The following is a 20,169-nucleotide window of genomic DNA, read 5'->3' as shown; positions in this document are numbered from 1 at the left end:
TTCGCGGCTCAGGGCCGACTCGGGCTCCCCGCCCGGTACGGGTGTCTCTCTGCGCTGGTTCCTCAGCGCCGACTGCTGGACGAGCTGTCTGTTCTTGTACAGAGCAGCCCTGGTAGTCATCTGCGGAACCATAGGCGTGCAGGAGAGCGTCACTACGACGCTGACCGTGCCGGTCCCCCCGTACCGGCCGGCCGATCTACCACCGCACGGTCTCGCTGCGAAAGGGCTGGAAATCGATCAACCTCGGCGTCCCGGTCAACCCTCGCGTATCGGCTTGTGGTCCTGCCCGCTGACCACCATCCCTTGGAGGGGATCTCACATGGCAGTACGTGCAGTACGCGCCGGCCTGATCGGCATAGCGGTGGCGGGGGCGCTGGCCGCGACCGGACTCGCGGCACCCGCGCAGTCCGCGAGCAACAGCGCGGGCGGGCGGTCGGACCACACCGGAACCCAGGCTGCGATGGACGCCGCAGTCAAGGACGGTGTGCCGGGCGTCGCCGGGCAGTCCGTCGACAAGTACGGGCGTTGGATGGGCACTTCGGGAGTCGGCAGTCTGAAGACGGGCAAGCCGCGCAGTGCCCACGACGGTTACCGGGTCGGCTCCATCACCAAAACGTTCGTCTCCACAGTGCTGCTCCAGATGGAGGCCGAGGGGAAGCTCGATCTCGACGACAAGGTCGATCAGTGGCTGCCCGGAGTCGTCCACGGCAACGGCCACGACGGCGACAGAATCAGCGTCCGGCAACTGCTCAACCACACCAGCGGCATCTTCGACGTCACCTCGGACGAGGGCTTCCAGAAGCGGGTGTTCACCAAGGGATTCCTGAAGCACCGCTACGACACCTGGACGCCCGCACAGCTGGTGAGGATCGCCATGGGGCACCGGCCCACCTTCGAGCCAGGCACCTCCTGGAGCTACTCCAACACCAATTACGTACTCGCCGGAATGATCATCAAGAAGGTCTCGGGTCATGGCTACGCGGACGAGATCGAGCGGCGCATCATCGGACCTCTCGGCCTGCGCGCCACCAGCCTGCCCGGCACCGACGCCTCGATGCCGGCGCCGAGTTCACGCGCGTACTCGAAGCTCACCCAGGAGCCGAAGCCGACGGACAGGACGTACGACGTCACCGAGCTGAACCCGTCCCTGGCCTCGTCGGCCGGCGACATGATCTCCGACTCCGGTGATCTGAACCGCTTCTACAGCGCCCTCCTGCGCGGAAAGCTGCTGAAGCCCGCCCAACTGAAGGAGATGAAGGACACGGTGCCGATCGACGGCGCCCCGAACGTGAGTTACGGCCTCGGTCTGATGCGCACCGAGCTGCCCTGCGGCGGCGAGGTCTGGGGCCACAGCGGCGGCATCCACGGCTCCTCGTCCCTGGCGGTCACCACAGCCGACGGCAGCCACTCACTCGCCCTCAACTTCAACGGTGACTGGTCGGGCGACAGCGAGGCGGTCGCCGAGGCGGAGTTCTGCGCGACGAAGTAGCCAGCCCGAGAGCTAAAAGGGGAGGCGGGGCCCGTCGTCCGGGCCCCGCCCCCTGCCGCCTCCCGTCAGGTTCAGTCGTGCGCCTGCACAGCGCGACCACACACATCGACGCGGTCGGCAGTACGCCGTGCTGACCAGCCGGGCCGCCGGTCAGAGTTGGTCAGGGACCGGTGTCCCCGGGGTGGGAGCAGAGCCCGCCCTGGTAATTGCTGTCGTACCAGGCGCCGGTGGCGTCGGCGTCCAGGTTGGTGCGGCCGGGGCCGACGCAGCGGTGGTAGTTGGACCGGGGCCACCTCTTGACCTGGATCCACACGTTGGTGTTGGTGGCGCAGTGTTCGTAGTAGGCCCGTTCACCGCCCCTGCCCTCGTTCCAGCCGCACCCTGCGGTGTAGGTCCGCTCACCGGTCTGGGAGGAGGCGGCTGTCGTGCTGCCGGAGGCCGGCGCCGACGCCAGGCCGCCGATGGCCAGCGCCGCTGTCATGGCGACCGCTGCGCAATGTCGTGCTCTCAGGAAAGTCATAGCGCTACGACTACCGGGTACCGCTTGTCCCGGGGAAGCGCAGGAAGAGCAAACCCCTCAAACGAAGGATCGTCCATTCGGCCAGGCCTCCTTTTCCCGCTTCGACGCCCGCGTCCCGCGTCGCCGCGCCCGGGACGTCGCACATCGCCTGTGACTGGCAAATCCCCGCTCCGCTGCACGTCCTGAGCTTGTCCTACCGTTCTGGTGCGGGCCCCCCGACGTCTCGACGTCCTCTGGGCCGCGATCCGCGACAACACCTCCTACGCACTCCGACCCTCAATCCCAACTGCGGCTAGACGATGGCTATTGGGAAGTTCTTCATCTTCCGTCCGCAGTTCGAGGGCCGGGGCCCTGCGGGGTGCTCAGCCAGGCCACGACTCGGTATCGGCCTGGTGAACCGTGATGCAGTGCCCGGCGTGACGTACGAGCGTATGGCTATGCGCTTTGAGCCGAGTTCGCGTATACCGCGCCTGCCGGGGAACGATTGCCGCTCTGGCGGGACTTCAGATGCGCGAGGCGACGGGTTCGCGGGTGGTTGCACAAGCCTGATCGTGTTGCTGATCGAAATCCCGATCGCCTTTCTGCTGGGGCTGGTGGCGGTCATCCGTGGATGGGGCGGTGCGGACGAGCGAACCGTGGCGCCCCCGATGGACTGGGTTCCGATCCTCTGGCTCGGCGCGTTCACCGTAGGCGTGCTCGTGATCGCCGTGATCTTCCTGCGTTCGGCGCATCCGGTCGCAGGAGCGGTCCAACTGATCGTGGCAGCCGCTGCGTTGATTTTCACGATCGCTGCTTGGCACGACCAGTACGAGCGTGCCCACCCACCTCAGCTACCGACGAGGGCCGGGACGCCCCACATTTCTTCGGACCACATGACCGGCCGGTAGAACCCACAACGGCGGCTGCCGAAGCACAAGGTCACACAGGCGCGGCAACTGCGGCACAGTCCTGCCCACTCAACCCCGCGAACTGTCGCGGTCACTCACCGACGACCATGGAGAAACAAGCTGGGTACCTGTTCCTGATCGGGGACCGGTGGCGAGCTGGTGAATGAGTCGTTGAGCCGACATGACCGATGGTGTACCGATGGTGTGACGGATCTTGATGATCGGTTCCAAGGGGATCAGTGGTCGTGGGCGGCCAATTCGCGCATGACCGGCCGGCCGCGCGCATGAACCCGGCTCCCCTCATCAAGCCCCTCGGAATCGGTCATCTAGGCTGGCGCGGTGACTGATGAGCAGGAGTGGGTGCAGCCGTCGGGAGTGTGGGCCACGGCGGTGGGGGTGGCCAGGGTGCGGGCGCTGGAGACCGAGCGGGAGAACGCGCTGTTCCGCGACCCCCTGGCACAGGCCTTCGCCGCCGCGGGCGGCCTGTGGCCCTCCTCGTCGCCGCTGCCCGACGACGAGGCGGCGCGACGCCGCCGACTGGCCGTGTCGTACTCCATCGTCATCAGGACGAAGTTCCTCGACGACCTGTTGCGGCAGGCCTCCGCGTCCGGGGTCCGGCAGGTCGTGCTGCTCGGCGCCGGCATGGACAGCCGGGCCTTCCGGATGGACTGGCCCGAGGGCACCCGGCTGTTCGAGGTCGACACCGCCGCGCCACTGGATTTCAAGGCTTCGGTGCTGCGCCAGGAGCGGGCCGTCCCACGCTGTGAGCGGATCACCGTCCCGGTCGATCTGCGGGAGGACTGGCCAGGAGCGCTGGCCGACGCAGGGCACGACCCGGCGGTGCCGACCGTGTGGATCGCCGAAGGACTGCTGATCTATCTGCCCGAGGACGCGGTGGAACTGCTGTTGGCCCGGATCGGCGCGCAGTCGGCGGCTGGCAGTCGGATGGGGCTGACGTTGGGCTCGCGCGGCGTGATCGGGCGCTTCGGCGCGGACGCCGTGCCGGGATCGGCGGCGTCCATGTGGGTCTCGGAGATGCCCGACGACCCGGTGGGCTGGCTGGCCGGGCACGGCTGGGAGGCCGACAGCCACACCCTGCGCGAGCGCGCTGCCGCCTACGGCCGCCCGATGAGTACCCCGTCGCAGGGCGAGGAGCGGCCCGGCGGGCTGATCTCGGCGGTCCGCCGGTAGAGCGCCTGCCGGGTCCCTCGATGATCGATTTCAAGGGGCCTGACAAGTGGAACCAGGTTCATGAGGTACGTGAAGCGCTGACCTTGTAGGCGGCAAGGGGCGTGTGGGCGGGGCTGGTTGCGTGGCGCGTTGTTGTCTTTGGGGTGAAGCCGTGCGGCGTGTCGGTGTGGGCTGGTGGGGGAGTGGACAGCCCGGATGCAGGCACGGGCTGTGGCGGGAGGGGACCTGGCCGGTGATGCCCGGCCCTCAGGAAGTTCGTCGCATGCGACAGTGGAAATCCTGGATGTGGGCAGGTGCCGTCCTTACTGGGGGATGAGGACGGGTACTCAGTAGCCGACGGCCTCGCGGAGCAGCAGGACGGTGCCGCGCCCGGGCTGGTGCTCCGCGTTGAGGATCAGCACCCGGTTGACGGCGCTGGGCGACCCGTAGGCCGCCCGCGCCCGGACGTCCTCCAGCGGGAGGCAGTGCTCCTGGATCCGCCGCATCGCGGTGTCCAGGTCGGGGACGATCTTCTGCGCGCCGACGATCCAGATCGCGCGGGCCGCGCCGCCGGCCATGCCGGGCAGCTGGCTCCCGCTGCCCGAGGCGATCACAAGGGAGCCCGTCTCCGTGACTGCGTGGACGCTGGCCACGATGACGTCGGGGGTGGCGGCCATCTGCCGGATCTCGTCCGAGCGGGTGGCGCGGTCCATCGCCAGGATGCGCGGTTTGACGGCGTCGTAGCGCCCGCTGTCGTTGAGGTCCTCGGCGATGCCGGACAGGCGCAGGGTTTCGCTGGCCCCGGTGAACACGCCGGCGCCCTCGGGGAGCAGGTCCTTGATGCGGGTGCGCGCGTCGGCGACCCCGTCCAGGATCTCCACGGTGAAGCCGTGCGCGGTCAGAGCGGCGGCCGCCCGCTCCAGGCGCTCCGCGGGTGTCGGGTCGGTGAACGGCGTCGGCGGCGTTGCGGTGGTCACGATGGGGGCTCCCTGCTCGATGGATGATCCGTGCGCTTCAGTGAGTTCGACAAGACAGCCCCAGGAAATGTCAGGCCACGCGTCGATCGACCTGACATTTCGGCGGGCTGTGCTGTCGAACCAGTGAAAGAGAGACGACCGAGGGAGCCCCGGCACCATGACCATTCCGTCCGACCCGAGCCTGGACGCGATCATGAGCGAGCGGCGCCACCTGCTCAATCTCGCCTACCGGCTGCTGGGTTCCGTCACCGAGGCGGAGGATGCCGTCCAGGAGACCTGCACCCGCTGGTACGCACTGTCCCGGGCCCAACAGGACGCCATCGGGTCCCCCGGCGCCTGGCTGACGACGGTCGCCGGCCGTATCTGCCTCAATCTGCTCGGCTCGGCACGGGCCAGGCGGGAGACCTACGTGGGTGAGTGGATCCCCGAACCGCTGCCCGGGCACTCGGAGTGGATCGGCGGACGGACGGGCGGCGCAGCCGTCGACCCGGCCGACCGGGTCACCCTGGACGAGTCGGTCGGTCTGGCCTTCCTGGTCGTGCTCGAAGAGATGACCCCGGCCGAGCGCGTCGCGTTCATCCTGCACGACGTCTTCTGCCATTCCTTCGCCGAGGTGGCCGAGATCGTCGGCCGCACCCCGGCGGCCTGCCGGCAGCTGGCCTCGTCGGCCCGCCGCCGCGTCCGGGACTCGCGATACGTAACGGCCGCGACCTCGATGCCGTCCGGCCAACGCACCGGCCTCGTACGAGACTTCAAGCGGGCATGGGAAGCCCAGGACATCAATGCCCTGATCGGCCTGCTCGACCCCGCCGCCACCGCGGTCGCCGACGGCGGCGGCCTGGCCGTCACCTTCCTGGCCCCGATCGAGGGCGGCGAGCAGATCGCCCGCGCCTGGATGGAGATCGCCCGCCGCACGCCCGAGACCATGACGTTCTCGGAGCGCACGGTCAACGGCCGGCCCGGCCTGGTCGCCGAGCAGGACGGCGCCGTTGTGACGGTGCTCGCCTTCGAGGTCGCGGGCGACCGGATCACGCACATCTGGGTGGTGCGCAATCCAGAGAAACTCCGCCACTGGACGGCGGCTTGAGACGGTTCTCTTATGGCTGGCGACGTTCTGGGGGAGCAGGCGCGTCCCAGGGCGCCATCTCCGGCGATGCCACCTCGGGGTGACGGGCGGTGGCACGAGAGATCAGTGATCAAGCACGCAGGCGGAAGACTGCGACTGTGCTGACGGACTCACCGGTCGGTCCGAGCCCTACGGCCTTCGAATCGGATGCTCCAGGGCGGGCTCTCAAAGTGCCTGCCCCAGCGGGTAGTTGATGCACCGTGGCACGGGTGCCCGGCTGCGTCGTGTCCTGTGCGCGGATGCGGAGCAGGGTGGCGACCCAGCTGCGACAGAGCCTCCACTGGTCAGCGCTCCTGAAGAGTCGGGCGACATCTGTCGCGGCCGCGGCGTCGAGCCCGTATGCGGTGGCGACGGCTCGGTGGACGCGTGGTTCGTGGCGGGGGGCACTCGGGGCGCCCTGCTCCCCGGATGAGGGCGAGTTCGACGGAGAAGGGCCGATGCCGGGCAGGGTGCGTAGTTCGGCGAGGGCGTAGTCGGGAGGCAGGGTGCGCAGCCGGGCCGCGTCGAGTTGTCCGTCGAGTGCGGCTTCGGCCAGCACGTGCAGCCGCTGCACCTTGATGGCGACCAGAGCGGGCACCTGGGTGATCCCACACAGGACGGCGGCGGTGGGAAACGCGTGCAAGGTACGGTCCGCGAGGTGAACGCGGTGGCCGTACCCGTGGGCGGTACGGGCCTTGAGAGCGGCTGCCTGGGTCACGCGGAAGCGGTTGCCGATGATGACCCAAGCGGCCGCTTCATAGGGCGAGTTGAAGCAAACGGGACGTAGCCCCGGTAGTCCGTCAGTCGCCCGGCGACCACGGGATCCGCGGCAAGGGCGGGAAATCCGGTGCCGTCCACATCGAGGGAGACGATCCGGGCGAGCTGGGCCCGCACGGTCCTGTCGGTCGGGGCCCCGGCACCCCGGCGACTCCGCCAGAGCGGAGTCGCCGGGGTGCACGGTGAAGTCGGCCCGCGCCGTGCCTGGTGCCCCGCCTGTTCCTGCCACCTGGCGGACAGTGGCCGCGACGACGGAGACGGCGTCGTCGGCGGGGAAGGCGAGGCGGAGGATCCTGCCCGGTGCGGGGGTGTAACTCGCGGGGGTGAAACCTTCCAGGAACCGGATGCTGCACGCGAGTGAGAAGAGTCCGTCCGGCACGAGTTCCACGGCGGGCACGGTCAGCCTCCGTGCGCGGTGAGGGTGTAGCCCTCCGGGCCCTCGAAGGAGAACATCGGCCCGAAGGGGCTGTCCGCCATGGGGGTGAGGATCTTGATCCCGGCTGTGGGGTCCAGAAGACGGGGACTGCGTGTGGGCAACCGGGGTCAATCTCTTCCTACTCAACAGAGGTAACGCCGACGACGACTTGGCCTGCCCCTCCGGAATCCGCAACTCTTTGGGCTTCCGGTCCCTGGCCGAGGGACGCGGCCTCCCGGATGACGCCTCGGTCGGGCCACGCAGTGTATTCGTGGCCTACAGCGGACTGGACGACAAAGATCATCTGCTGTCGTACAGCCCGGAGTTGAACGTCATCGGGCCGTTCCGGCGGCGGGCGAGTCACGAGGGCTACCCAGAGGAGCAGCGCAGACTTCACCCAGCTGCTGCTTGGTTCGCGAGATCTTGTGCCGCCGCACAATACGGCTGCGTCCCTGCTGTGCGTGCGCCTCCGGAACGCCCCCGCTCCCTGTACGCACAGACGGACGGCTGATGCCATGCCCGGCATGTCTTCCGCAACGCGCTCCACTCCGCCCCCGGACGCCCCGACGTACCGCGACCGACCCTTCGCGCGGGAGTACCGACCATGACCGGTGGCGACGGACAGTCGCTCGCCGTCGTGGTCTTCCTCGGGTTCGCCGCCGTGTCGTTGCTGCTGTGCGGACTCGCGGCAGCCGACGTGGACGACCCCGAGCACTTCTACGCGGGAGGCAGCGCGGCCTTCGGCCCGATCGGCGGGGGGCTCGCGATCGCCGGCGACTACATTTCCGCGGCCACCCTGTTGAGCACCACGGGAGCAGTCGCCCTCGACGGCGCCGACGGCATGCTCTTCGCCGGCGCCACCGTCGTCTCGCTCTACTTGGTCATGCGGATACTGGGTGAACCCCTGCGCCGCGGTGGTGTGTTCACCTTGGGAGATCTCCTCACCGACCGGCTCGGCGACCCCTCCGTACGCAGAGCGCTGGGTGTCGTGTGCCTCGTCGTCCTGACTCCGCTGCTCCTGGTGCAGCTCACCACCGCCGGACGCATCATGGCCGCCATGTTCGGCCTCCCCGACGGCGCGCTCAACGCGTGCACGATCACCGGGGGCGCTCTCATGATTTGCTACGCCGCCTTCGGCGGGATGCGCGGCGTCGGCTACGTACAGATCCTCAAGGTCGGTGTGACCCTCACCGCCCTGCTGCTGCTCGCCGGTATCGTCCTCGCCCGGTACGGATGGTCACCACTCGCCCTGTTCAACGCCGCCCGCGACCAGTCAGGAGCCGGAGCCGACTACGCACGTCCGGGCCTCCACTTCGGCCACTCCCTGGCCGGCCGCCTCGACCTGATCAGCTTCCAGGCCACCCTCCTGGTGGGCGCCGCCTGTCTGCCGCACATCACCATGCGCTTGCACCCGCTCCGGGACGCCGTTACCGCGCGGCGCGCCGTCGGATGGGCCGTGGGCCCCGTCGCGGTGGTGTGTGCCGGGGTGGTGGTGGCCGGGCTGGGAGCTTGCGCCCTGATCGGCCGGGACGCGGTGCGGGCCGCGGACCCCGGGGGATCGACCGCCCTGCTCATGGTGACGGGCGCACTCGATCCTGTCGCCGGAGGTCCGCGGCACAGCATGCTCTTCGCGATCGTCGCGTGCGCCGTCTTCGCGACCACCCTCGCGGCCGTAGCGGGCATCACGCTGGCCGCCGCCTCCAGCATCGCTCGCGACTTCCGGGGCCGGCCCGCCCATGGCGCCGGAAGCCGGTCGGCCGCCAGGGAGATCCGGCGGGCGCGTGTGTGCATCGTCCTCGTGGGCGCCGTCGCCGTCGTACTGTCGGCCGTCCTCGCGGACCGTGGCAGGCTGACATTGATCACGTTGTCGTTCACCGTCGCGGCCTCCGTGCTCGCCCCGATCCTGCTGTACGCGCTCTTCCTGCCGGGCTACTCGGCCACCGGTGTGCGCTGGACGGCCTACGGGACCCTTCCGCTCATCGTGGTGCTGCTGTGCGGTTCCCCGGCCGTCACGGGCTCACCTGTCGCGGTTTTCCCCGGTCACGACGTTCACTGGTTCCCGCTCCAGACTCCGGGACTGATCACCATCCCCGTCGGTTTCCTGCTCGGCCTCGTCGGCCGTACGCGCTCCGGAGCGGTGCGGCAGCATGCCTGGCAGAGCGGGCCGAAGCGGTCCGCTCTGCCGGTGCCGCTCCGGCCGTGGAGACCGGGCTCCGCGGGCCGTCCGCAGGAGACGAGGTTCGAGAAGCGGGGCTGAGCGGCCTGAGCCCACCACCTGCTGATGACCGGTTGATCGGGCACACCTGATCCCCGGCCCGCCCTGAGGCGGCTCGTGGCCACACTGGTGGACAGCTGAGGACTGTCGGGTTGGCGGACTGTCGGGTGGGTCCTCATCGGAGTCATAGCCGGATGGCCAGGCGCTCCCGCGTTGAGTCAGCGCGAGGTGTCCTCCTGGCAGGGGCGGCGCAGCGGGAGTGGCCTTGCCGACCGCGGAGGGGAGCCGTGTGGTCGGCGATGCGGATCCAGCCGGGCTCAACGGCACGGCTCGGGGACCAAGAGCCAAAAAGGGGGCGGGCGCGAGCCCAACTCCGTTTTCCGATAGGGGGGTAGAGCGGATCCGGTGGCAGCGGAAGCGCGTTCCGCTCGGGTCACGTGGAAAGACGCTCCCGGGCGCTTCAGCCGATCCGCAGGTTCGAGCATCTACGCGGGAGACCCTGCTCCTCCGTCTTCGTCGGCGGTGCGGAGCGTGCCGGCTGCGGTGCGGGCCTGCCCGGCGCGGTAAGGAACCGGATCAGCTGGTCCCATGTCGGCCTGTCGAGACTGCCCTCGGCGGGCCATTCGATGGAGCCGGGTCGGACATCCGCAGCTTTCCTGGAGGGGAAGCAGCGAAGGCAGGGGTACAGGCCCTGTGGAACGACAGGATCACCGATGCGGGCGGCCAGCTCCGAGGAAGGGAGTCGGCGAGGGTTTCCATGGTGTCCGAGCCATCCTCGCCCGGCCCGAGGAATACCGGAACGACCAAGGTGGCGAGGTTCCCTCACCCGGCTTGAGACCGTGTCCTCCGTGGCCGATGGGTGATCGTGCTGCGCAGGGGGAGTGGGTGACGGTGGAGGTACGTATGACCTGTGCGGGCTGGCGGGGCCCCGTTACTGCCGTCGGGGTTGGTCTGTCCGAGGGACGGAGGGGGTGCGCACGTCGTCGATGACGGGGCGGTCCTCGCCCCGGTCATCCAGGTGTTGGTCGGCGGTTGTGTCCGTTGTCAGGGCCGCCTCGGCTACGTGCTGGTCGTTGTCGGGGGACGCCGGGCCGCCGGCACGCCAGGTGGCCACGGCGCCGGCTGTCACGATCAGTCCCATGCCGACGAGCACCGGTGCGGAGAGGTCTTCGGCGAGGGCGACGGCGCCGACCAGAGCGCCCATCACGGGGTCGAGAGAGAACAACGTAGCGACCACTTTGGCGGTGGCCATCCTCACGGCCTGGAAGTCCAGAGTGAAAGCGAGGGCGACCCCGACGACGCCGGAGAAGGCGAGCGGAGCCCAGTCGGATCCGTTCATCCCCGGGGTGGCGGGAACGGAGAAGGGGAGCAGCAGCATCGCCGATATGCCCACCGACAGCGCCAGTCCCTCCAGTCCGGCGGAGGTCTGGCCCACGCGCTGCGCGAAGACGGTGTAGCAGGCAAGGGCCAGTGCGGAAAGCAGTCCGAAGGCGATTCCGGCCCATTCCACCGTCCCACCCGGCCCCGTGACCAGGACGACGCCCGCCAGACCGGCTACGGGCAGGAGCGCGTCCTGCCAGGCGCGGGCCGAGGCGACGGCCACGACGAACGGTCCCAGGAACAGCAGCGTCGCCGCCACGCCGAGGGGGAGACGGCCCACCGCGCAGTAGTAGGCCACATTCATGGCGGCCATCGCCCCGCCGTAGGCCGCCATGCCCGCCCACTCCCGCCGCGTGCGCCCGCGGATCCTCGGACGCACCAGCACCAGCAGGACGAGCGCGGCGCACAGCTGCCGCAGCCCGGCGACGGCAGGAGCGCCCATGCGATCGAAGAGAGTCGAGGCGAGTGCTGCTGAAGCCTGCACGCTCAGGCAGCTGACGAGGACCAGACCCGCCCCGAGGAACGCTCCGGCACGGGTGTGCCTCTGGCGGGTCGGTATCTCCACGAGCGCCCCTCCGGCCGGGAACGAGAGGCAACTCCACCCCATCACTTCACTGAAACGACCGTTTCAGTGTAACGCTGGTTATTGTAGTCGGCATGGAGCAGGACACCGACGCAGCTGCCGTCAGCACGTCCCCAAGAAACCGATTGCTCGACGCCGCCGACGAGCTCTTTTCCCGGGACGGCATCGCCCGCACCAGCGTCGACCAGGTGCTGCATCGCGCACACGTCGCGCCCGGCACGCTGTACGCGCACTTCAGCGGGAAGGACGGCCTGCTCGTCGCCGCGCTGCGTCGGCGCCTGGACCGCTGGGACCGGCTGTGGCAGGACGCCATCGACGCCGCGGCCTCACCCGCGGACAAACTCCTGGCTCTCTTCGACGCGGTTTCCACCTACAGGGGCCGGTACACCCCGGGCCGTGGGTGTGCCTTCCTCGCGACCAGCACAGAGTTGCCCGACCCCGGCCACCCCGCCCACGCGGTGATCACGGCAGAGTCCACACTTCTCCTCACGCGGCTGAATCAGCTGGCAGGAGCCGTAACCACCGATGATCCCGCGTCACTGGCAGGCGACGTGTTGCTCGTCTACGACGGCGCCATGGCCGGCCTGCAACGAGGACGGACACCAGACCCGCTTGGTCAGGGCCGGGCACTGGCAAGCCGCCTGATCAGGACCAGGATCGAGACTCAGTAGGACCGGGTCCTGCCTGGTGAGGTCGCGGAAGTGTCTGTAGCAGCAGTGAGCGGAGAGGGCGCGTGCTGTGGCTCTTGGTGAGTGCCGGCGCGTCAGTGCCGAGGCGCATCTGCCAGGAGTGGGTGCATAGCTGAGACGGATGATCCGGGTTGGTGGACGCGGTGTGGCGGACAGGTGATCTGACGCGCGCCCACGGTGAGCGGGGCCGTGTCCGGGTCGAGGCATGCCTGGCGGGTCGGACGCCGACCGCCTGAAGTCGTGCCGAGCAGCTCGGTGACGGCGAGTCGGCCGAGACCACCCTGGCCACCCCGCCCACTCGTGGCCCGCGCAGCACACCAGTTGCGGATGGCTGGAGCAGGGGAGTGGGTGCCCGTCCCGGCGGCGCGGGGGTGCCCCCGAGACGGACGCCGTCAGCGTAAGGGGCCGATGCCGAGTGCGAAGGGTGAAGTTGTGCTCGTGGCCTGATGCGGGCACGTGGAGCGGCGGGGTGAGGGCTTCGCGTGCGAGTCAAGTCGATCCGATGCGAGCGGAGTTCGCGGACCGCGCCCGTGGTTCGCTCGACCGCCTCGATGCGCGGACCTGGCTGGAAGGCGTCGGCAACGGTTCGGACAGCGAGAACGAGCTGATCCACCTCATCGCTGAGGACGACCCGGGGATGGTCCCAGCCGGGTTCGAGCACCTCGCAGTCGAGGTCTGAAAGGTTGTACTGGCGGGGCCCAGACCGATGCCTTCCCACACTGGGGAAACGACACGTCGTCGACCACGCGCACCTCCGGTCGCTTCACTCCGCGGGACGTGCGCTTCCGGCATGCACGGAGTCTTCGATGATGTGCGCTGTTGTCGGCGTACAAGTGAACGTGCACCACCGCGTACGGATGAAAGTGCACCGTTCTTGATGCGGTGAAGTGGGTCCCGCGGGAGTCTGCTGTCGTCTGTTCAGGGTCGGCGGAGGGCGGCGAGGGTGGTTCTGGATCCGCATCGCTGGTTGGAGTTGAGGCGGTTTCGCGGTCTGTATGAGTCCGGTGCGATGAGCTTGCGGGAGATCGCGAAAGAGACCGGGCTGAACCGTCGTACGGTCGGCAAGTACTTGTCGGGCGAGACGCCGGTCGCGCCGCCGCGGCGGGCTCCCAACGGTCAGCCGTACCAGCGGGTGGTGGACGAGGTCGCGCCGTTGATCGACGCGATGCTGCGGGCCGAGGTCCTGCTCAAGGGGGCGGTGATCCACGAACGCCTGGTGGCGGAGTACGGGTTCACGATCAACTACCAGCGCATCAAGATCTACTTGCAGGAGGCCCGGCCCCGCATCGCGGAGGAACTGGGCATCAGCCCGAGCGAGCTGGCGGGGCTGCACCGCCGGTTCGAGGTGGTGCCAGGGGCCCAGGCCCAGGTCGACTGGGGTGACGAGGGCAAGATCCTCGCTCACGTGGGCATCCCGAAGGTCTACTCGTTCCATATGACGTTGTCCTACTCGCGGGATCCGTTCTGCTGCTTCACCACCAGCCAGGACCTGGCCACCTTCTTCGACTGCCACCGTCAGGGGTTCGCGCACTTCGGCGGGGTGCCGATGTCGATCGTCTACGACCGCACGAAAACGGTGGTCCGTCGGCATGTCGCACCGGGTGAGGCGGTCCCGCTGCATCCCGAGGCCGTCGCGTTCGCCGGGCATTACGACTTCGATCCCGACGTGCTTGCCGCCTACCGGCCCACGGGGAAAGGCCGGGTCGAGCGGCAGGTGCTGATCGTCCGCGATCACGTACTGGCCGGACGCGCCTTCTCCTCCATCGAGGAAATGAACGCCGCGTTCACCGCCTGGGTTCCGATGCGGCGGGCGAAGGTCCACGGCACCCACGGCGAGGTCATCGGCCTGCAGGCGGTCCGCGACCACGTGGCCCTGCGGCCGCTGCCGCAGACGCCTTATGTGGTCACGCAGCGGCACCTTCGCTACGTCGGCAAGGACTGCCTCGTCGCCTTCGACGCGAACCTCTACTCGGTGCCGGCCCGCAGGGTCCGCCCTCGCCAGATGGTCGAGGTCAGGGCCACGAAGTCCCAGATCATGCTGCATGCCACCGTCCCCGGTCACAGTGGCGAGACCCTGCTGGCCACCCATCTGCGGGCGGTCGGCCGGGGCGCCCGCATCGTGGATGAGAAGCACTGGGACGGTCTGCCCACGGGATCCGGCCGCCGCGTCACAGCCGGCGATGGGGGCCTTCCCCAGACCCGCCGGCAGAACACAGGCCCCGAATCCGGACCGCTGGCGGCCCTGCTGAACCGGACCGCGGTCCCCCAGGTCGAGGTCGGCCGCCGGCCTCTGTCGGTCTATGACGAGCTGACCGGCACCCGCCCCTTCACCACCAAGCCGAGCACGAGGGAAACGTCTTGAGCGAGCTGGTCTCCACCCGCATCCGCAACACGGCCGGCAAGCTGGGACTGCCCCACCTGGCCGACGCCCTGACTCAGTACGCTCAGCGGGCTGACGAGGCCAAGATGGGCTACCTCGACTTCATCGACCTGGTTCTCTCCGAAGAGCTCGCCGTCCGTGAAGATCGCCGCTTCCGCACCGGCCTGCGGATCTCGAAGCTTCCGCACCACAAAACGCTGGACGACTACGACTTCTCGTTCCAGCCCGAGCTCGACCCACGCAAGGTCAAGGACCTCGCCACTCTCTCCTTCATCGAGGCCAAGGCCAACGCAGCTCTGCTCGGGCCGCCGGGAGTGGGCAAGACACACATCGCCGTTGCCCTCGCGGTCGCGGCCTGCCGGGCCGGATACTCGATCTACTTCACCAGCCTCGACGACATGGTCCGCAACCTCAAGACCGCCGAGGCCGCCGGGCGCCTGACCAGCAAGCTCGGCAGCTACCTCCGACCGGCTGTCCTCGTGGTCGACGAGGTGGGCTACCAGCCCCTCGAACGCGCCGAGGCCAACCTGGTCTTCCAGGTGATCTCAAAGCGCTACGAAAAGGGCTCGATCATCCTGACCTCGAACAAAACCTTCAGCGAATGGGGACAGGTGTTCGGTGACGAGGTCCTGGCCACGGCCATCCTCGATCGCCTCCTGCACCACTGCGACGTGATCTCCATCAACGGCCCCAGCTACCGGCTCAAGAACCGGCTCGCTGCAATCGAGCGAGACCAGGAAAGCGCAGCCTGACAACGACCTGGTCGACAATGAGCGCATGGACGTCCCTGAGCTGCTCGAATCCGCTTCCCTGCTGGTTCCGGAAGAGACCGCCACCGAGAACGACATCACGGTGCGAGATATCTGGGACTACCTCGTCCACGACGAGTGGGAGATCGCCCTGGGCCTGCTGGAGGAGCTCGGGGACGGTCGCTCGCTCCCTCTGGCGTTTTGGGAGAAGCTCGCCGACGCGGCTGAACAGCTCCGGCTGGAGCGGAGCGCGGCATGGTGCCATTGGCGGTGCTCAGAGATCCGCAACGGCGTGATCCGGGCGGATCTGACGCTCCGTCCTGCCGCCGAGGCGCGACGCACGACGCCGATTTCCGGCGCCGGTGTTCTGCGACCGATGTGGGACACCGGACACCTCTCACCCACCGGTGGACGTGCGGTCAGCATCGCCTCGCTCTGGGTGGAGAACATGCCCGTTCTCGAGCCCGGCGGCCGAGCCACGGTTCGCCTCGTGCCCCTCACCCCCTCCCACTGGACGCACGTCCAGCCCGGCCAGCAGATCACCATGCACGAGGACAGAACAACGGCCGGCACCGCAGTCATCCTGGAGGTTCACAGCCCTGCCACCGTCATGCCCTCGCAATGACGTGACTGGCTCACAGCCTCTCTGCTGGTGCACGTATCTCCGTACTTGGTGGAGCACTCACAGGAGTACGCCGACACGCTGTCGTCTCCCACGGAAAGGGCCGTGGGCAGACATGCAATCGGGGCCCCGCAGAGCGATGTTCTCCGCGGAGCCCCGATCTGGGATGGTGCGATGGCAGGGGGCAACGCATTGTCTAGAAGTAGTGTTTGCGTCCGCCGACAGCACGGCCCGTCGCTCCGAGGATCCAGAGGATCGCGCCGACCAGGATGAGCACACCGCCGATCGTGGTCAGCAGGGACAGGCCCACCAGCAGGCCAATGATCAGCAGAATCAGTCCAACAACAATCATCACGAATCCGATCTTCGAGTTTCTTCTTCGGCACGCGCAGCCCGACTCTGCCGAGCCCGCAACGTCCCCTTGCCTCAGCTCCGTGCCCCAGACCGGCCGCCGTTCCCGTCAGCCATGCTCGGCGGCTGGAGGCCTGGTGTGGTGCTCCACCCGTCTGCCCCGCTTCCGGCATCACATGCGCGCCTCGGGCACCGGCCCTCGCCGGATCGACCTCTGCCATCAGAAGCACGGTGAAGCCATCCGGGCATGGGGACCCCGACTTCGACGGCCCTACGCTGGACACGAACCTTCTGGGCTTGATCCGCTTTGGCGGACATCCGATATCAGGAGTACGCCCCTGGGAGGACGTCCATACGGTGTCGGTGGACTCCACGGCATCCGGGCCGACCAGCACGCGGCTGGAGCTCTCATAAGGGGGCGGCCCACTCCGGCGAGCCAGCGGGGGCATCGAAAACTCATTCGGCAAGACGGATCGGCGCTTGCAGCGGGTGAGGCATGGTGTGCTCCGCCCCATCCGAAGCACACCGCGCGGCGCGTCGTTCTCGACCGCCGTTTGACCCGGAACCACGCGAGGACAAACCCACGAAACGGACCGCTGCACACGCGCTTCCCTGAAGATCACCCGCGAGGACTTCCCTTCGGCGACACGGTGGCCCAGGGCCAAAAGCTGTCCGGCAGGTAGCGCCTTGCGATGCCGGTGCGGTCCACATACAGGATCGCGTTCATGATCTTCGGCAACTCATGTTCGGGCGGGCAGTCGATGCCCGGGGCGGAGGTCAGCCAGGCGATGGTCACTTCGGGGTGCAGAAGCCGAAGCCGGGAGAGGACGTCGCGGGCGGAAGATCAGCACGACATTGCGCTGGTCGATGCTGCTGGGAAGCAACTCGCCGAGCAGCTGATGATGCACCTCCTGTACGAGGTGTTGAGCCGGTGCCGGGCCTGCTGTTGCTGGCGCCTGGAACCTGGAGAAGCAGCGGCTTCGGGAAGGGATGGCAGCGCAGCCGCGCCTGGCTCACCCCAGGGCAGGCTGCGCCCGCACCGGTCCCGGCCACCCCCAGGGCTCTGCCCGAGCGGCCGGCCTTCGCGACGAACGCGTGGCAGCTGGTGACCAGTTCCAGGAACTCCAGGGCCTGGGTGACCTTGCGGACCGTGGGACCGAGCGGGGCTCGGGAGTGCCGGTGAATTTCCGCTCGCGCGCGTCGCGGATCCGCTGGGCTTGCTTGGCCAAGGACCCAGATCGGGTGCTCAGGTCTTGCTCAACCTTCTTCCCGGTGGGTTTCGCGGCGATGATCAAGGGGAGGCCGATCAAGAGTGGCGGAGTGCTGAATGCCCTGCCGTGGTGCGCGAGAAGGCGAGGGGAATGTAATGGCCAAAGCGGTGCGGGCTTCGCTGGGAGAGATGTGGATCACCTGTCAGGTCTGTAAGAGCGATCTCTTCCGTGAACGGGGAGTGAAGCTCAACAGCACGGGAGGGGAGCTCTTCAACCTGGCCTGGGCGGATGAGAGCGCGACAGGGCTGATTTGTTGGCGTTGCGGTTTCGTGCACCTCTTCGTCAGCCGGGAGATCCAACTGCATCGAGCCAAGGATTGAGCGTTTCAGAGTGGCCACCGATGGAGTGACGGCGGCGAGGACGCAACGCACGAGTGCCGGTCGCCGCGGTGATGGGGGACTTCTATCGCCGCTTCCAGCGGGCGAGCCGGGCAGTTCCCTGGCCGCTGGAATCGATCCGCCGGATCGGCGGGGGCACTGGGTAGTTGTCGTCTGCCGCACCGATCCGCCCTGTCGAGCCGACCCTCCGGTGGTCGTCGAGCGCCGGGACGAACTCCCGTGAGGAACTGGGCGGATTCAACCGGTCGTCGCAACGACGGCGCCCCCGGTGACTCCGTCGGAGAGGCCTACCCGTCAGTTCCTTCATCCACCCTGCCGGTCTGCCCATCACAGCTCGATCCCGACCAGGGGCGGATGTGGGCGAGGCCGGCGACCCGTAGCTGGTGGGGCCGGCTCGCGACAATCCGGGTTCAGTTCACGGAGCCCTCAGGTTCGTCCCGTATTTGGGGGCTGCGAGACGCGCCAGGAGTCAGGGGCGCCTCGACTGCGCCCATACCCGGGGCAGATCTGCTCGGTTGGGTGGGCTTGAGTGGGCGGCGGGACCGTTCAAGCCGCTCTGTCTCTCAGTAGCCGGGCGTCCATCGGGTATCGCGGATCGCGGTGCGCAGTTCGTCGTCAGAGGCGCTCGGGGCGACGCCGTCGGCGACGGCCTGCCGCGCCACAGCCAACGCGATGCCATCGGCTACGTCCCGAACGTCCGCCCACGCCGGGAGCAGCGGAGCCCTCTTGTTCTCGAGAGCCGGAGAGGCGTCACCGAGCGCGCGGGCCGCGGCCCGCATCATCGCGTTTGTCACGCGGTTCGCCCGCGCCGCGGTCACCGCCAGTCCCACTGCCGGGAAGACGTAGACGTTGTTGCACTGTGCGACCGGAATGTCGGCACCGTCCCGGTGAAGCGGTGGGAAGGGCGAGCCCGTCGCGACCAGGACCTTGCCCTCGGTCCACGCATCCAGATCCGCCGGCCGGGCCTCGGCGTTCGCCGTGGGGTTGGACAAGGGGAAGATGATCGGCCGGTCCACCTTCGCGGCCATGGTCCGGACGATCTCCTCGGTAAACGCGCCCTGTGCCGTGGAGAGGCCGACCAGGACCCCCACCCGCAGATTCTCGACGACATCCGCCAGCTGCGGGATCCCACCGGTGCCCCAGCTTTCGACGTCGGCGGGATCGTGCGCGAAGGCACGCTGATCGTCGGCGAGATCGTCACGTTCGGTGGTGAGCAGGCCATGGAGGTCGAGAATCCAGCAGCGGGCACGGGCCTGCGCGTCCGACAAACCCTCGTCGACCATCTCCTGACGGACCATGTCCATGACGCCGATGCCCGCGGACCCCGCGCCGACCATCACCACCTGCTGTTCCTTCAGCGGGATGCCGGCGACCTTGCTCGCCCCGTGCAACGCGCCGAGCGCGACGGCGGCCGTGCCCTGAATATCGTCGTTGAAGGTGAGCAGCCGGTCGCGGTAACGCTCCAGGATCGGTGCCGCGTGCGGAGTGGCGAAGTCCTCCCATTGCAACAGCACCTCCGGCAGCTCGGCCCGCACGGCCTCCACGAACGCGTCCACGAAGGCGAAGTAGTCGTCGTCGTCGACGCGGCGGTGCCGCCATCCCAGGTAGAACGGGTCGTCGAGCAGATCGGCGTTGTCGGTGCCGACGTCGAGCAGGACCGGGAGGGTACGCGCCGGGTCGATGCCTCCGATCAACGTGTAGAGCGAGAGCTTGCCGACCGGGATACCCATCCCGCCAACCCCTTGGTCACCGATGCCGAGGATGCGCTGCCCGTCAGTGACGACGATGACATCGACGTCTTTGCGGGGGCGGTTGCGCAGCATCTCCACCAGCTGTTCCCGGTGCGGCCAGGACAGGTAGAGCCCACGCGGACGTTGCCACAACTCGGAGAAGCGTTTGCACCCCTCGGCGACGGTCGGGGTGTAAACGAGGGGGAGCGCGGTCGGTACGTCATGGGCCAGCACGGCATAGAAGAGGGACTCATTGCGGTCCTGCAGGGACCGTAGGTACACGTATCGCTGCAGGTCGTCGGCCTGCCGGTCGATTTGACCCCAGGAGCGGCGGACCTGCTCATCCAGGCTGGTCACCGAGTAGGGAAGCAGCCCGCGCAGCCCGTGTCCGGCGCGCTCGCTCTCGGTGAACGCGGTTCCCTTCGTACGCAGCGGGTCGGACAGCAGGGCGAGACCGGTGAGATCGCTCATGGACCCATGGTCATGGAGATACGGCGACCATCGCACCCTCGACACTGCGC

The 20,169-nt window shown here is 68.5% G+C and carries 19 protein-coding genes and 1 pseudogene; 11 read left to right on the top strand and 9 right to left on the bottom strand.

Annotated elements, in window-relative coordinates; genetic code table 11:
• The first annotated feature begins 319 nt into the window (after positions 1–319).
• Positions 320–1,489 (top strand): serine hydrolase domain-containing protein, encoded by a 1,170-nt coding sequence (locus AB0J02_RS22565; RefSeq protein WP_363195523.1) that lies wholly within the window; start codon positions 320–322, stop codon positions 1,487–1,489.
• Between the two features lie 160 nt (positions 1,490–1,649).
• On the opposite strand, the gene AB0J02_RS22560 is transcribed toward AB0J02_RS22565, so the two are convergent.
• Positions 1,650–1,970, bottom strand: a complete 321-nt coding sequence (locus AB0J02_RS22560) for a DUF6355 family natural product biosynthesis protein (RefSeq protein WP_363195522.1) — start codon at positions 1,968–1,970, stop codon at positions 1,650–1,652.
• 338 nt (positions 1,971–2,308) lie between these two features.
• On the opposite strand from AB0J02_RS22560, the gene AB0J02_RS22555 reads away from it, so the two are divergent.
• Positions 2,309–2,896, top strand: coding sequence for a DUF6234 family protein (locus tag AB0J02_RS22555; RefSeq protein WP_363195521.1), 588 nt, complete (start codon positions 2,309–2,311; stop codon positions 2,894–2,896).
• A 375-nt stretch (positions 2,897–3,271) separates the two neighbouring features.
• Entirely contained in the window at positions 3,272–4,087 is an 816-nt protein-coding gene (locus tag AB0J02_RS22550; protein WP_363195658.1) for a class I SAM-dependent methyltransferase, read from the top strand.
• A 326-nt stretch (positions 4,088–4,413) separates the two neighbouring features.
• Here the strand turns inward: AB0J02_RS22550 and AB0J02_RS22545 are convergent, their stop codons facing one another.
• On the bottom strand, positions 4,414–5,043 hold the full coding sequence (locus tag AB0J02_RS22545; RefSeq protein ID WP_363195520.1) for an LUD domain-containing protein: 630 nt from the start codon (positions 5,041–5,043) through the stop codon (positions 4,414–4,416).
• Positions 5,044–5,200: 157 nt separating this feature from the next.
• Here AB0J02_RS22545 and sigJ point away from each other — a divergent pair, with 157 nt between their 5' ends.
• The gene (sigJ, locus tag AB0J02_RS22540; RefSeq protein ID WP_363195519.1) at positions 5,201–6,130 is read left to right on the top strand and encodes an RNA polymerase sigma factor SigJ; all 930 of its coding nucleotides are present in this window, start codon (positions 5,201–5,203) and stop codon (positions 6,128–6,130) included.
• Between the two features lie 109 nt (positions 6,131–6,239).
• Here sigJ and AB0J02_RS22535 read toward each other — a convergent pair whose 3' ends face one another.
• A complete protein-coding gene (locus AB0J02_RS22535; protein ID WP_363195518.1) occupies positions 6,240–6,866 on the bottom strand; it encodes a hypothetical protein in 627 nt (208 codons plus the stop codon).
• Between the two features lie 458 nt (positions 6,867–7,324).
• Positions 7,325–7,462, bottom strand: coding sequence for a hypothetical protein (locus tag AB0J02_RS22530; protein WP_363195517.1), 138 nt, complete (start codon positions 7,460–7,462; stop codon positions 7,325–7,327).
• 482 nt (positions 7,463–7,944) lie between these two features.
• On the opposite strand from AB0J02_RS22530, the gene AB0J02_RS22525 reads away from it, so the two are divergent.
• Entirely contained in the window at positions 7,945–9,597 is a 1,653-nt protein-coding gene (locus AB0J02_RS22525; RefSeq protein WP_363195516.1) for a cation acetate symporter, read from the top strand.
• A gap of 889 nt (positions 9,598–10,486) precedes the next feature.
• On the opposite strand, the gene AB0J02_RS22520 is transcribed toward AB0J02_RS22525, so the two are convergent.
• Complete coding sequence (locus tag AB0J02_RS22520; RefSeq protein WP_363195515.1) at positions 10,487–11,500, bottom strand: EamA family transporter; 1,014 nt, start codon at positions 11,498–11,500, stop codon at positions 10,487–10,489.
• Positions 11,501–11,592: 92 nt separating this feature from the next.
• Here AB0J02_RS22520 and AB0J02_RS22515 point away from each other — a divergent pair, with 92 nt between their 5' ends.
• The 5 genes from AB0J02_RS22515 to AB0J02_RS22495 all read left to right on the top strand — a co-directional run bounded on the left by AB0J02_RS22515 (position 11,593) and on the right by AB0J02_RS22495 (position 15,961).
• A complete protein-coding gene (locus AB0J02_RS22515; RefSeq protein WP_363195514.1) occupies positions 11,593–12,189 on the top strand; it encodes a helix-turn-helix domain-containing protein in 597 nt (198 codons plus the stop codon).
• A 520-nt stretch (positions 12,190–12,709) separates the two neighbouring features.
• Entirely contained in the window at positions 12,710–12,886 is a 177-nt protein-coding gene (locus AB0J02_RS22510; protein WP_363195513.1) for a hypothetical protein, read from the top strand.
• A gap of 264 nt (positions 12,887–13,150) precedes the next feature.
• Positions 13,151–14,569 (top strand): IS21 family transposase, encoded by a 1,419-nt coding sequence (gene istA, locus AB0J02_RS22505; RefSeq protein WP_363195512.1) that lies wholly within the window; start codon positions 13,151–13,153, stop codon positions 14,567–14,569.
• On the top strand, positions 14,566–15,339 hold the full coding sequence (gene istB, locus AB0J02_RS22500) for an IS21-like element helper ATPase IstB (RefSeq protein WP_363195511.1): 774 nt from the start codon (positions 14,566–14,568) through the stop codon (positions 15,337–15,339). Before istA ends, istB begins: the two co-directional genes overlap by 4 nt.
• Positions 15,340–15,364: 25 nt before the next feature.
• Positions 15,365–15,961 carry a hypothetical protein gene (locus tag AB0J02_RS22495; protein ID WP_363195510.1) on the top strand — a complete coding sequence of 199 codons (597 nt, stop codon included), beginning with the start codon at positions 15,365–15,367 and terminating at the stop codon, positions 15,959–15,961.
• Positions 15,962–16,154: 193 nt separating this feature from the next.
• On the opposite strand, the gene AB0J02_RS22490 is transcribed toward AB0J02_RS22495, so the two are convergent.
• From AB0J02_RS22490 to AB0J02_RS22480, 3 genes and pseudogenes are all read right to left on the bottom strand, one after another.
• Positions 16,155–16,313: a hypothetical protein gene (locus AB0J02_RS22490; protein ID WP_363195670.1), complete on the bottom strand. Its 159-nt coding sequence runs from the start codon at positions 16,311–16,313 to the stop codon at positions 16,155–16,157.
• Between the two features lie 642 nt (positions 16,314–16,955).
• Positions 16,956–17,063: pseudogene (locus AB0J02_RS22485) on the bottom strand (IS5/IS1182 family transposase); the annotation flags it as partial.
• A gap of 38 nt (positions 17,064–17,101) precedes the next feature.
• A complete protein-coding gene (locus AB0J02_RS22480; RefSeq protein ID WP_363195657.1) occupies positions 17,102–17,494 on the bottom strand; it encodes a DUF6192 family protein in 393 nt (130 codons plus the stop codon).
• 181 nt (positions 17,495–17,675) lie between these two features.
• Here AB0J02_RS22480 and AB0J02_RS22475 point away from each other — a divergent pair, with 181 nt between their 5' ends.
• A complete protein-coding gene (locus tag AB0J02_RS22475) occupies positions 17,676–17,900 on the top strand; it encodes a hypothetical protein (RefSeq protein WP_363195509.1) in 225 nt (74 codons plus the stop codon).
• A gap of 581 nt (positions 17,901–18,481) precedes the next feature.
• On the opposite strand, the gene AB0J02_RS22470 is transcribed toward AB0J02_RS22475, so the two are convergent.
• Complete coding sequence (locus tag AB0J02_RS22470) at positions 18,482–20,119, bottom strand: NAD-dependent malic enzyme (RefSeq protein WP_363195508.1); 1,638 nt, start codon at positions 20,117–20,119, stop codon at positions 18,482–18,484.
• Positions 20,120–20,169: the final 50 nt, after the last annotated feature.

Source organism: Streptomyces sp. NPDC050264 (assembly GCF_040655895.1).
Lineage (GTDB): Bacteria > Actinomycetota > Actinomycetes > Streptomycetales > Streptomycetaceae > Streptomyces.
This window is presented reverse-complemented; position numbering and strand designations above follow the sequence as displayed.

Bases quoted from the DNA above. Each gene is read 5' to 3' on its own strand.
- AB0J02_RS22510 (WP_363195513.1), top strand. From the start codon at position 12,710: ATGCGAGCGGAGTTCGCGGACCGCGCCCGTGGTTCGCTCGACCGCCTC.
- AB0J02_RS22555 (WP_363195521.1), top strand. From the start codon at position 2,309: ATGGCTATTGGGAAGTTCTTCATCTTCCGTCCGCAGTTCGAGGGCCGG.
- AB0J02_RS22565 (WP_363195523.1), top strand. From the start codon at position 320: ATGGCAGTACGTGCAGTACGCGCCGGCCTGATCGGCATAGCGGTGGCG.
- AB0J02_RS22495 (WP_363195510.1), top strand. From the start codon at position 15,365: ATGGACGTCCCTGAGCTGCTCGAATCCGCTTCCCTGCTGGTTCCGGAA.
- AB0J02_RS22475 (WP_363195509.1), top strand. From the start codon at position 17,676: ATGGCCAAAGCGGTGCGGGCTTCGCTGGGAGAGATGTGGATCACCTGT.
- AB0J02_RS22515 (WP_363195514.1), top strand. From the start codon at position 11,593: ATGGAGCAGGACACCGACGCAGCTGCCGTCAGCACGTCCCCAAGAAAC.
- AB0J02_RS22470 (WP_363195508.1), bottom strand. From the start codon at position 20,119: ATGAGCGATCTCACCGGTCTCGCCCTGCTGTCCGACCCGCTGCGTACG.
- sigJ (WP_363195519.1), top strand. From the start codon at position 5,201: ATGACCATTCCGTCCGACCCGAGCCTGGACGCGATCATGAGCGAGCGG.
- AB0J02_RS22560 (WP_363195522.1), bottom strand. From the start codon at position 1,970: ATGACAGCGGCGCTGGCCATCGGCGGCCTGGCGTCGGCGCCGGCCTCC.
- AB0J02_RS22525 (WP_363195516.1), top strand. From the start codon at position 7,945: ATGACCGGTGGCGACGGACAGTCGCTCGCCGTCGTGGTCTTCCTCGGG.